Origin of the sequence: Asticcacaulis sp. AND118, assembly GCF_020535245.1 — a bacterium.
In the GTDB taxonomy this organism is placed as follows: Bacteria; Pseudomonadota; Alphaproteobacteria; order Caulobacterales; family Caulobacteraceae; genus Asticcacaulis.
In genome coordinates this window covers 2414494-2427309 of sequence record NZ_CP084910.1, presented here as the reverse complement: position 1 = coordinate 2427309, position 12816 = coordinate 2414494, and the positions used below count along the sequence as shown (strand labels likewise).

Sequence of the window (12816 nt, the reverse complement as noted above, 5' to 3'; positions counted from 1 at the left end):
CAGAACGCCACATATGAAGAAAATTGTCAAATATGAAATTCTACCGGTGTCATTCCAGCGCATCGGTAGGGGATTTGACAGGCGCAGCAGGCGTGATATTGGCCTTCCAGTATTTGTCGGGGTTAATGCGTTCATTTGTCGTATAAATATTGCGAGCGCGCGTCCGGCCTGATAACGAAGCGGCAACAGCATTTAGGGAAGCGTCCATGTTCGGTAAGAAAAAGGTCAAGCCGTTGAAGATCGGTCTGGTAGGTCTGGGCAAGATCGCCGTCGATCAACACATTCCGTCGATCCGCGCCAATAAGGGGCTGGAGCTGGTGGCGGGCTGCTCGCCCAATGCCCGCCCGGACGATGTGACCGCCTATAACTCGCTCGAAGAGATGCTGGCCGCGCACCCGGAAATCGAGGCCGTAGCCATCTGCACCCCGCCGCAGATTCGTCACCATATCGCCAAGCAGGTCATCGCCGCCGGCAAGCACGTCTTCCTCGAAAAGCCCCCTGCAGCGACGCTGGGCGAGGCCGAGGCCATTGCCGATCTGGCCAGGGCCAGGGGCGTGACCGTGTTGGCGAGCTGGCATTCGCGCTACGCCCCGGCGGTCGAAACGACCCGCGACTGGATCGCCACGCGCCGCATTAAGTCGGTGCATGTCGTGTGGAAAGAAAACGTGCGTCAATGGCACCCCGGTCAGAAGTGGATATTCGAAGCCGGCGGCATGGGCGTCTTCGATCCGGGCATCAATTCGCTGTCGATCCTGACGCGCATCGTGCAGGAGAAGGTCATCGTCAAGAAGGCGGACCTGCATATTCCGGTCAATTGCGAAGCCCCGATTCAGGTCGAGATGGACATGACGACTGAAAGCGGCGTCGCCATCCGCGCCGATTACGACTTCCTGCAAACCGGCATCCAGACCTGGTCGATCTTCGTCGAGTCGGAAAAGGGCGAAAAGCTGGAACTCAGCATGGGCGGCACCGGCCTGACGATCGACGGCAAAGAGATCATGAAGGAAAAGGAAGCCGAATATCCCGGCCTCTATGCGCATTTCGAAAAGCTGGTTCGCGCCGGTCAGTCGGACGCCGACTTCTCGCCGCTGCGCATCGTCGCGGACGCCATGCTGCTGGGCAAGCGCATCGATGCGCCGGAATATATCGAGTAGTATTCTCTTATTCTCCTCCCTGCGCTTTGGCGTGGGGAGGAGAAGAAATGTCTGGCGCTCCGTCCGGCAATGCGGCAATCTCTGCGCCCATAAACGGAGCCAGACTTGTCTCACGATCTGTTTGAAGCGGCCAGGGCCGCCGCGGCGTTCAGCCATTCCCCCTATTCCAGCTTTCCCGTCGGTGCCGCCATCCGCACGCCGGACGGGCGCGTCTTCAGCGGCGCCAATGTCGAAAATCTGGCCTTTCCGCAGGGCTGGTGCGCCGAAACCTCGGCTCTGGCCCAGATGATCATGGGCGGTGCGAAGAAAGTCGCCGAAATCGCTATCTTCGCCCCGCGTGCCGCAGCCTGCCCGCCCTGCGGCGGTTGCCGTCAGAAACTGGCGGAGTTCTCCGACGGTTCGGCCCTGATCCACCTGTGCGACGATAGGGGCGTGACACAGACGGTGACCCTCTCGGAATTGCTGCCGATGATGTTCAAGGCCGACCTGAAATAAAAAAGCCCGGCGAATATGCCGGGCTTTTTCGTTGCGATGTAACGCCGACTTAGTCTTCGTATTCCGGTTCGGTCATGGCGGTGCGGGTCACCTTGGCCACGCGCAGCGCATTGGTCGACCCCGACTTGCCGAAGGGCATGCCGGCGACGATGACGATGTCCTGACCGGGCTCGGAAATGCCTTCGCTGCGGGCGATCTGGTTGGCTACCTGCACGGTTTCGGTCATGGAGTGGGTCACCGGCGCGGTCTTGGCGTGCACGCCCCAGGTCAGGGCCAAACGGCGGGCCGTTTCGATATGGGGCGTCAGGCCGAGGATCGGGGCAGTCGGGCGTTCCCGCGCGACGCGCAGCGCCGTGTTCGACGAATTGGTCAGGGCGACGATGGCCGAAGCGTCGATGGTCTGGGCGACCTGACGCGCGGCGGTGGCGATGGCGCCCGACACCGACTTTTCCGTTTCCGGACGGCGGCGGTCGGTCTGCATCCGCCAGTCGCTGTCCTTTTCGACGCGGCCGACGATGCGGTCCATGATGGTCACGGCCTCGACCGGATATTGACCCGCAGCGGTTTCCGCCGACAGCATGACCGCATCGGCGCCGTCATAGACCGCCGTGGCGACGTCCGAGGCTTCGGCGCGGGTGGGGGTCGGGGCCGAGATCATCGATTCCAGCATCTGGGTGGCGACGATCACCGGCTTGCCCAGCGCGCGGGCCGCCTTGATGATGCGCTTCTGCGCCAGCGGCACTTCCTCCGGCGGCAGTTCGACGCCGAGGTCGCCGCGCGCCACCATGACGGCGTCCGAGAGGGCGAGGATTTCTTCGAGATTGTCGAGCGCCTGTGGTTTTTCGAGCTTGGACAACACCCAGGCGCGACCGTCAATAATGCCCTTGGCCTCGATGACGTCCTCCGGACGCTGCACGAAGCTGAGGCCGATATATTCGACGCCGCGTTCCAGCGCGAAGGCCATGTCGGCGCGGTCCTTTTCGGTCAGGGCCGGGATGGGCAGGACGACGTCGGGGACGTTGACGCCCTTGCGGTCGCTGAGACGCCCGCCGGTGACGACGACGGTTTCCAGATGGTCTTCACGCACATGGGTGACGCGCAGTTTGAGCTTGCCGTCGTCAAGCAGCAGATGCGAGCCGATCTGCGCTGCGCCGATGATTTCCGGATGCGGCAGGTTGGCGCGCGTCAGGTCGCCCGGCGTCGGGTTGAGATCGAGCCGGAAGGTCTGGCCCGGCGTCAGCACGATGGCCCCGCCCATGAAGCGGCCTACGCGCAGCTTCGGCCCCTGTACGTCGGCCAGGATGCCGATGGGACGACCCGTCTTGGCTTCCAGATCGCGGATCAGGTCGATATTCCTGCCGTGATCTTCATGGCTGCCGTGCGAGAAATTCAGGCGGAACACATCGGCCCCGGCCTGAAACAACTGCGCCAGCATGTCGGCGTTGGACGAGGCGGGACCAAGGGTGGCGACCAGTTTGGTGCGGCGGCGGCGAAGTATTTTCAAGGGACCAACTCTTCTTGGAACGGGGACTCTGAGGTCTGGACGGTTCGTGTGGCATTGGGACGGCTCTGATCGGGCTCTTGTTCCCCCGAAACGTACGCTTTTGGGTTCGTGCAGACCAAAGTCGTGTTCGGAGCCGTGGGTCAAGTCACATTTTGAGTAACAAACGGCTGCGATTTGACAAAACCGGGAAAAATCAGGAAAGCGCTGTCATGAGATGAGGCTTTTCTATGGAGTTGTGAGGTATTATAATGCCACATTCCAGGTGGCGGGCCGCGTAACGCTGCCAAGCTTGGTTTAAGCGGATATCGGCTTGATTATGTCTGACATAAAACCGCGCCTCAGGCGCATTTTTTATGAGCGGTAGGGTGGAATTTTTAATTTTACTAAAGAAAATTACACGCCTCAGCGTCAATGTTGTACTCTTCCAGCAGGAAAGATTTTTTGCTTAAAAAGTAAAAATTTACATAAAAACAGAAGCTAATTTCGTAATGCATCAACTACATATTGAATAGACCCGTAGTTTTGACTTATATGTCAAAACTACGGGTAAAAATGTCGCCGAACCTCAAAACTGTGATGTTTATGCAATGGCGTAAAAATTACATGGCAGCGTTGTCATATAATACTGGCAAATCGTACGATTTATGATAACGCTATCATCAAGAGTCTGGACCTTTCGACGGTTCCGCACCTGTGGCGGACGTTAACGAGAATTCAGACCTGTGCCCAGGCAAGGAAAGCGCGAACGGAAGCTGTCACCGCGAAGAGGCTCGCAAAGAACCGGAACAAGGTTCGGCGAGACGTGGTGAAAGGCTCAATAATGCCAGCGTCGCCGACCTGACCGAAAGCACGGGGTGCGCGGTTTAACCGTTATCCCCGGCATAGTGCCAAGCGCCGGTGACCAAGGATGACATCCGGCGGGACGAGAGGGAGATAATTATGAGACAATCGAAGTTCGCTCGCCTGTCGGCGGGCGTCTCTGTGATGGCGCTTGGCGTCGCGGTGATGGGTTTGGCCCTCCCGGCGATGGCTCAGGAAGCCCCGGCGGCGGAAACCGACGTGACCGAAGTGATCGTCACCGGTCAGCGCGCGCAGATCAAGACGGCCCAGAAGCTGAAGAAAGACGCCGAAGTCGTGGTCGACTCGGTGACGGCTGTCGACATCGGCGCCTTGCCGGACCGCTCGGTCGCCGAAGCGCTGCAGCGCATTTCCGGTATCCAGATCCAGCGCACCTCGGCGGCGCGCGACCCGATCCGCATGACCGCCGAAGGCGGCGGCGTGGTGATCCGCGGCCTGACCTGGGTGCGTTCGGAAACCAATGGCCGCGACATCTTCTCGGCGGCGAACGGCCGCTCCCTGAGCTTCGAAGACGTGTCCGCGGACTTGCTGGCCGGTGTCGACGTCTACAAGAACCCGTCGGCGGACATGATCGAGGGCGGCATCGGCGGCACGGTCAATCTGCGTACGCGCCTGCCGTTCGATTCGCGCGGCCGCGTTCTGGCCGGGACTTTCGATTCGACCTATGGCGACCTGCAGGACAAGCGTCAGAACTCGATCAGCGTTCTGTACTCGGACCGCTGGAAGACCTCGATCGGTGAAATCGGCCTGCTGGTCAACTACTCCAATGCCGACTCCGGCAACGAAACCCACGTCATCGGCGTCGATCGCTACAATCAGGTGGGCAGCGGGGCTTCGGCGCGCTACATCCCGAATACGCTCGGCTGGCGCATCATCGACTGGGAACAGAACCGTCAGGCCGGCGCGCTGGCGCTGCAGTGGCGTCCGAACGATTCGCTGGAATTCAGCCTGCAGGCCTTCAAGTCCAAGGCCACGCCGAAGAACGTCGAATACAATACCGGCTTCTACAACGACTCCGGCGAACTGACCTCGGCCGAGTCGACCGCGACCTACAAGTACAACAGCAAGGGCGAATTCATTTCGGGCACCGTTTACGGCGCCGGCATCACCGCCAATACCCGCTATGGAGACGACGTCAAGGAAACCGAAGACGTCAGCCTGAATGCGCGCTGGTACGTCAACGACAAGCTGACCCTGACCGGCGACCTGCAATATGTGAAGTCGACCGCCGAGATTCTGTCCAACACGGCCTTCGTCCAGTATTGCACGACGCGCGTCACGACCGAGCCCTGCGCGGCGTCGGACAAGACGGTCGTTTCGATCGACATGAACGGCGAAGTGCCGACCATCAAGATGCTGACCGCCGATACGGCCGATAAGTCCAACTACTACTGGGCTGCGGCGATGGACCACGTCGAAAAGAACGAGGCCAAGCAGTATTCAGCCCGCATCGACGGTCAGTACGAGTTCGATGACGGTAGCTGGCTGAAGAGCTTCAAGTTCGGCGCGCGTGCGACGGATCGTGACTATCTGACGCGTCAGTCGACCTGGAACTGGGGCTATCTCAGCCACCAGTACTGGGGCTCAGGCGGCGGCACCGGCGCGGTCTTCCTCGATCAGACGGGCGGCTTCGGCTCGGTCCCGGCCAATACGAACCTGCCCAACATGTCCGAACTGGTGACCTTCGAAGGCTTCATGCACGGTCAGGCGCCGGTGCCGGGCAATATCTGGTTCCCGTCGGCCGACCTCGTGAAATCTCCGCAGGGCATGTATAACGAACTGCACGCGGTTCAGAACGCCGGCTGGGGCTGGGCCCCGATCGGCCTCGACAATATCGGGCCGGAAGGCGTCAACGACCAGAGCGAAAAGACCACGGCGGCCTACGGCCTGCTGCGTATGGGCGGCGACCTTGATGGCTTCGGCGAAGCCTGGGACGGCAATATCGGCGTTCGCGTCGTGAAGACCGAAGTCACCACTGCCGGTGCGGTGGTTTCGGGCGCCGATGGTAATTTCGGCACCTGCGTCGTCGGCGGCGGTGTTACGGCGGCGCAGTGCGCGGCCTATAACAACGCCAAGCAGTTCAAGGCCACGGCCCTGAGCGGCGTCGCTTTCGGCGGCACCAACGAATATACCGACGTGATGCCCAGCTTGAACCTGCGCTTCAAGTACTCGCCGGAATTGCAGTTCCGCTTCGCCGCCTCCAAGGCGATCGTGCGTCCGGACATGTCCTGGCTCAGCGGCTACACCACCCTGTCCGCCGGTCAATCCACAGGCGACTTCTCGCTCAACCCGACCGGTCAGGGCGGCAATCCGTTCCTGAAGCCGGTCGAAGCCAACCAGTACGACCTGACGGCGGAGTGGTATTTCGCCCCGACCAGCAGCCTTACCCTGGCCTTGTTCCGCAAGGACCTGACCAACTATATCTACGTGCAGAGCACGCCTGAAACCTACACCAATAACGGCGCGAACATGACGTTCAACGTCAACCGCTACGTCAACGGCGCGGAAAAGGGCGAGGTATCCGGCTTCGAAATCGCCTACAACCAGTTCTACGACTTCCTGCCGGGCTTCTGGTCGGGCTTCGGCATTCAGGCCAACTACACGAAGATCGACTCTTCGGGCGGCCGCAACCCGGTGGCCAGCGTCACCGATGGCAACCAGGTGACCAACGCCAGTATCAGCGGCCTGCCGCTGGAAGGCATGTCGCCGGACAGCTACAACTTCGCCCTGCTGTATGAAAAGTACGGTATATCGGCGCGCATGGCCTACAACTGGCGCTCTGAATATCTGTACACCACCTCGGCGGCCAACGTGAACCGTCCGATGTGGGCGGGTGATTACGGCCAATGGGACGGCTCGGTCTTCTACAGCGTCACGCCGAAGGTCAAGGTCGGTCTGCAAGCCACCAATATCGGCCGCGACATCGCCTATACGCGCGTCTCGTCCGACGTGGCCAAGCCGCTCGACACTCAGTACTACTCGGCGACCAAGACGGACCGCCGCGTGGCCCTCATCCTGCGCGCCAGCTTCTAAGGCGTCCGACAAGAGCCGAAGCCTAAAATCGAGCCCCTTCCGACTCTTCCGGAAGGGGCTCTTTTGTGTAAGCCTTCCCAAAAAAACAGGAGGATGCCGCCATGCCGGAGGTCATTCGCAAAATTATCGTCGCCGGTGGCGGCACGGCGGGGTGGATGTGCGCTGCGGCGTTGCGTAAGGGGCTGGGGGGCACCGTCGATATTCTGCTGATCGAATCCGAGGATATCGGCACGGTCGGAGTGGGTGAGGCGACCATTCCGCCGATCCGCAAATTCCTCGAACACGTCGGCATAGACGAGGGGGCGTTCATCCGCGCAACCGAGGCCAGTTTCAAACTCGGTATCGAATTCAAGGGCTGGGGCGCCGCCGACAGCCGCTATTTCCACGGCTTCGGCGACTTCGGCGCGGTGCATGAGGCCGTGCGTCCCTATCAGCTCTGGCGCCGTCTGCGCGAGGCAGGGGAGGAGGCGCCGCTGGAAGACTGGTCGTTGCCGACGGCGCTGGCCAGGGCGGGGAAGTTCTTTCCGCCCAATCCCGACCCGCGCTCACCCATGCACGACTATGCCTACGCCTATCATTTCGACGCCGGGCTGTTCGCGCGCTTTTTGCGCCAGCACTGCGAAGCGCAGGGCGTGCGACGGCTCAATGCGAAGATAGACACCGTGCAGTTGCGACCTGAAGACGGGTTTATCGAGGCGCTGCAACTCGACACCGGCACGACCGAGGCGGCGGACTTCTTTATCGACTGCACCGGCTTTCGCGGCTTGCTGATCGATGGCGCGCTGAAGGCCGGCTTCGACGACTGGACGCACTGGTTGCCGGCCGACCGCGCCTGGGCGGTGCCGACCGAGAAGAATCCGGCCGGTATTACGCCCTATACCTCATCGATGGCCCATGCGGCGGGCTGGCAATGGCGCATCCCGTTACAACACCGCACGGGCAACGGCCACGTCTTCTGCTCGGCTTTCATGGACGAAGAGACGGCGCGCGACGTCCTGCTGCAAAATCTCGACACGCCGCCGCTGAAAGACCCCATGCTGATCCGCTTCATCACCGGGCGGCGGCCGGAGCCCTGGAAGAAGAATTGTGTGGCTGTGGGACTGTCTTCGGGTTTCCTCGAACCGCTCGAATCGACCTCGATCAACCTGATCCAGAGCGGCATTGCGCAGTTCCTCGAACTGTTCCCGTCGCGTCAGGCCGAAGAAGTGCTGCGCCGTGAATATAACCGTCAGATGGGCCTGTCCTACGAGCGGGTGCGCGACTTCATCATCCTGCACTACAAGCTCAATACGCGCCCTGAACCGCTGTGGCGGCAGTGCGCGGAGATGAGCATCCCCGATACGCTGGCGCACAAGATCGAGCTGTTTGCGGCGCGCGGCGACGTGGTCAAATACGACTGGGACCATTTCGCCGAACCGAGTTGGATCGCAGTGCTCAACGGGCAGGGCGTGGTGTCGCGTTTCGCCGATCCGCTGGCCGAACGCCTGCCGCTGGAAGGCGTGCGCGCCCTTATGCGCCAGCGGCGTGAAACCATCGCGCAGGTGGCGCGGCAACTGCCGGCGCACGCCGATTTTATTGCGCAGCACTGCCCTTCACCCAACTACCTGAAAGGAAAGGCCTGATGGAGCCGTTGCGCATCGTTATTGTCGGTGGCGGCACGGCCGGATGGATGACGGCGGCCGGCCTGTCCTATGCCTGCCGCGACCGCATCGCCCAGGTGACATTGGTCGAATCCGAGGAGATCGGCACCATCGGGGTGGGTGAAGCCTCCATCCCGTCGCTGGTCACCTTCAATCAGTTCCTGAAGATCGACGAACGCGAATTCATGGCGCGGACCAAGGCGACCTTCAAGCTGGGGATCGAGTTTCGCGACTGGGGTGCCCTGGGCGACAGCTATATGCACCCTTTCGGGCCGTTCGGACACAGTTTCGGCATGGCCGCTTTCCATCATTACTGGCTGAAGGCGCAGCAGGCCGGCGATCATACGCCGCTGTCGGATTATAATCTCAATACGGCACTGGCGCGACGCAACGCCTTTACGCCGCCGTCGCCGGATCGCGCTTCGCCCCTGTCGGCGCTGGTCTATGCCTATCACTTCGATGCCGGGCTCTATGCGGCCTACCTGCGCAGCTATGCCGAAAACTTCGGTGTGAAGCGCATCGAAGGCAAGGTCGTCGCCGTGGGGCAGGACGCCGAAAGCGGCCATATTACCGGCGTGACTCTGGGGGACGGGCGCACCATAGAGGGCGACTTCTTCATTGATTGTTCGGGCTTTCGCGGCCTGTTGATCGAAGAGACGCTGAAGGCCGGTTACGAGGACTGGACCGGACTTCTGCCCTGCGACCGGGCGGTGGCGGTGCCGTGTGAGAACCAATACCCCCTGACGCCCTTCACGCGGGCCACGGCGCGCGGTGCGGGCTGGCAGTGGCGCATTCCGTTGCAACATCGCACTGGTAACGGGCTGGTCTATTCGTCGGCCCATATGAGCGATGACGAAGCAGTGGATACGCTGCTGACCCATCTCGACGGCGCGGCATTGGCCGATCCGCGTCTGATCCGTTTCCGCACCGGTCGCCGGCGTACGGTGTGGGAGAAGAACTGCGTGGCCATCGGCCTGTCGGCGGGTTTTCTGGAGCCGCTGGAGTCGACGGCGATTCACCTGACCCAGCGGGGCGTGACAAAGCTGATCACCTCCCTGCCGCGCAAGGGCTTCGATCCGGTGCTGGCGCGGCGCTTTAACGAAGACACGCGTTTCGAATACGAGGACGTGCGCGATTTCCTCCTGCTGCACTATGCCCTGACCCGGCGCGACGACACGGCCTTCTGGCGTGAGAGCCGGACGCGGGGCGTCTCCGACTCCTTGAAGGCGCGCATGGCGTTGTTTGCGACAAGCGGGCGCATACAGGTGGGTACGGATGAACTGTTCAAGGACGCAAGCTGGCTGGCGGTCATGGACGGGCAGGGGCTGAAGCCGCGCGGCTACGATCCGCTGGCCGATATGGTCGATGAGGACGATATCCGGCGCTCGCTGGACTTCATCCGCACGACCTTCGCCCGCATCGCCGAACAGACGCCGCCGCACGACGCCTTTCTGACTACCCACTTCGGGTCGTTGGGGTGAGGCGCGGTAAATACGCCTGAGAGCAGAAGGCGATAGGCGGCTTTCCTTTTTCGGGCGTAATGACATCGCTGTCAAAGCTGTGGATAATATCGCGGTTATCTTGTCTGACAAATTGTCGTGCAAAGACGCGAAATTGTTGGTAAATGCCAGTTTTATCGTCGCCGTTAAATTTTTCGATTGCAAAAGTCCCAAATCGATGGATTTTTGAAATTTGATTTATTTAATCGGTGCGGGCCTAAAAAACGTCTGTGAAAAGTCACTCGCAACCTACAGGTAGGGGTAAATGTCTGAATCATCCAGCACCGCCAAGAGCGGCGGCGGTCTTGCGCTAGCCGTTGTCTACGTTACGGCGCTCTTTTTCATCTGGGCCTTCGTAACGAACCTGCTCGATCCGCTTCTGAAGGCTATGAAGACGGTCTTCACGCTCAATAACCTCGAAGCCAACCTGACCGGCTTCGCCTTCTTCATCGCCTATGGCGTCATGTCTTTCCCGTCGGCGGCCTTCCTGTCGAAGTTCGGCTATGCCAAATCCGTCCTTCTTGGCCTGGGCGGTATCGTCGTCGGCTGTCTGATCGCGTTGGGCGCGACCAAGGTTCAGATCTATCCCGTCTTCCTCGTCGCTCTCTTCACCATGGCGTCGGGCGTGACCCTGCTTCAGGTGGCGGCCAATCCGCTGATCGCGTCGCTCGGTTCGGCCAAGGATTCGCACTTCCGCCTCAACCTGTCGCAGGCGTTCAACTCGCTGGGCGCGGCCTGCGGCATGTTCTTCGGCGCGCAGTTCCTGCTCGGCGGCGACATCTTCAAGGAAAACGTCGTCGTCACCGAAGCCCTGCGTCAGGAAACCCTGTCCTTCGTCGGTAATGTCTATTTCCTGATCGCCGCGGCTTTGGCCGTGTTCATCGTCGCCATCTGGCTGGTGCGTCAGAAGATCACCGACGCGGCCCCCAAGATGGGCACGCTGGTGTCGCCGTTCACCGCCCTGACATCGAAGTGGGCCAATCTCGGCGCTATCGGCATCTTCCTCTATGTCGGCGCCGAAGTGGCCATCTCGCTCAACCTGCTGCTGTTCCTTGAGCAAAAGAACATCTTCGCTCTGGGCGCTCAGGAAGCCGGCAAGCTGATCACCTTCTACATGCTGTTCGCCATGATCGGCCGTTTCGCTGGTTCGGCCCTGCTGAAGTTCGTCAAGGGCTATATCCTGCTCGGCATCTTCGCTATCGGCGCCATGGCCATGTGTCTCGTCGTGATCTTCTCGAACGGTCTGGTGCCGACTGATCTCAACTCGACCATCAACCTGCTGGGCGTCAACCTGCCGCTCACCACCGGCGTGATTCCGGGCTTCGCGGCCCTGCTGGTGGGTCTGTTCAACTCGATCATGTTCCCGACCATTTTCACTCTGACGCTGGAACGTTCGACGGCTCCGACCTCGGCGACGTCGGGTCTGCTGGTTCTGGCCATCGTCGGCGGGGCCTTCCTGCCGCTGGTCTTCGGGGCGATTACCGACGCGACCGGCAGCCGTAACCTCGGCTTCATCGCGCCGCTGCTCTGCTACGTCTATGTTCTGTGGTTCGCGTTCGTAGCGCCCAAAGCGCCGACCCATGCCATCGAGGAAGGCGTGTCGGGCGGGCACTAACCGCTTGGCCGTGCGGTCCGTCGCGGGGGCGGGCCGCACGGTCTCTCATAAGTATAAAAAACCCCGGACTGGAGTGGAAATGCTCTATATTGGCGTTGATTTCGGCGGCACCAAGATCGAAGCGGCGGCCCTTTCGGCCAGCGGAGATGTTCTGGCCCGCCGGCGCGAGCCCAATCCCGGCAACTACGACGCAGCGCTGACGCTGGTCAAAGATCTGATCTCCCGCGTCGAGGCCGAGGCCCGGCAGGGGAACCCCGCGCTGGTGGACAACAGCGCCAGCATCGGCATAGGCTCGCCCGGCTCGGTATCGCCGCGCAGCGGCCTGATGCGCAATGCCAATTCCACCTATCTCAACGGCCGCACCTTCCGCGAAGACCTCGAAGCCACGCTCGGTCGGCCGGTGCGTCTGGCCAATGACGCCAACTGCCTCGCCCTGTCCGAAGCCATCGACGGCGCGGCGGCGGGGGCGTCCAGCGTCTTCGCCATCATCGTCGGCACCGGCTGCGGCGGCGGGCTGGTGGCCGAGGGACAACTGATCAACGGCGCCAACGGCCTGGCCGGCGAATGGGGCCACATGCCCCTGCCGTGGCCTCAGCCTGCCGAAACACCCGGCCCGAAATGCTGGTGCGGTCAGCACGGCTGCCTGGAAACCTGGGTTTCCGGCACCGGCTTCGCGCGCGATTTCCACGAGACGACCGGCCGCGACCTCAAGGGTGAAGAGATCATCGCCGCCATGCGCGAAGGCGACACCGAGGCCAAGGCCGCCTTCGACCGCCTTCTGTCGCGGCTGGCGCGCAGCATGGCGGTCATCGTCAACATCTTAGACCCGGCCGTGTTCGTTTTCGGCGGTGGTTTGTCCAATGTCCCGGAAATCTACGCCGCTCTGCCGGGGCTGATCCGGCCCTATGTGTTCACCGACGGCTGGGACGCCCGGCTGGTCCCGGCGCGCTGGGGCGATTCTTCAGGCGTGCGCGGCGCGGCCTATCTCTGGAAGCAGGGCTGATCGATGAGGGCGAGC

General features: G+C 61.6%; 8 protein-coding genes. 7 read left to right on the top strand and 1 reads right to left on the bottom strand.

Features of this window, described 5'->3' with window-relative positions; genetic code table 11:
- The first annotated feature begins 206 nt into the window (after positions 1–206).
- On the top strand, positions 207–1154 hold the full coding sequence (locus LH365_RS11705; RefSeq protein WP_226743810.1) for a Gfo/Idh/MocA family protein: 948 nt from the start codon (positions 207–209) through the stop codon (positions 1152–1154).
- A gap of 105 nt (positions 1155–1259) precedes the next feature.
- Positions 1260–1649, top strand: coding sequence for a cytidine deaminase (cdd, locus tag LH365_RS11700; protein ID WP_226743809.1), 390 nt, complete (start codon positions 1260–1262; stop codon positions 1647–1649).
- Positions 1650–1698: 49 nt separating this feature from the next.
- Here the strand turns inward: cdd and pyk are convergent, their stop codons facing one another.
- Positions 1699–3147 carry a pyruvate kinase gene (pyk, locus tag LH365_RS11695; protein ID WP_226745482.1) on the bottom strand — a complete coding sequence of 483 codons (1449 nt, stop codon included), beginning with the start codon at positions 3145–3147 and terminating at the stop codon, positions 1699–1701.
- A gap of 945 nt (positions 3148–4092) precedes the next feature.
- Here pyk and LH365_RS11690 point away from each other — a divergent pair.
- The 5 genes from LH365_RS11690 to LH365_RS11670 all read left to right on the top strand — a co-directional run bounded on the left by LH365_RS11690 (position 4093) and on the right by LH365_RS11670 (position 12801).
- Complete coding sequence (locus LH365_RS11690) at positions 4093–7044, top strand: TonB-dependent receptor (protein ID WP_226743808.1); 2952 nt, start codon at positions 4093–4095, stop codon at positions 7042–7044.
- Positions 7045–7145: 101 nt separating this feature from the next.
- Positions 7146–8666 (top strand): tryptophan halogenase family protein, encoded by a 1521-nt coding sequence (locus LH365_RS11685; protein WP_226743807.1) that lies wholly within the window; start codon positions 7146–7148, stop codon positions 8664–8666.
- Entirely contained in the window at positions 8666–10165 is a 1500-nt protein-coding gene (locus tag LH365_RS11680) for a tryptophan halogenase family protein (protein WP_226743806.1), read from the top strand. Before LH365_RS11685 ends, LH365_RS11680 begins: the two co-directional genes overlap by 1 nt.
- 283 nt (positions 10166–10448) lie before the next feature.
- The gene (locus LH365_RS11675; protein ID WP_226743805.1) at positions 10449–11798 is read left to right on the top strand and encodes a sugar MFS transporter; all 1350 of its coding nucleotides are present in this window, start codon (positions 10449–10451) and stop codon (positions 11796–11798) included.
- Between the two features lie 79 nt (positions 11799–11877).
- Entirely contained in the window at positions 11878–12801 is a 924-nt protein-coding gene (locus tag LH365_RS11670; RefSeq protein ID WP_226743804.1) for an ROK family protein, read from the top strand.
- The last annotated feature ends 15 nt before the right edge of the window (positions 12802–12816 follow it).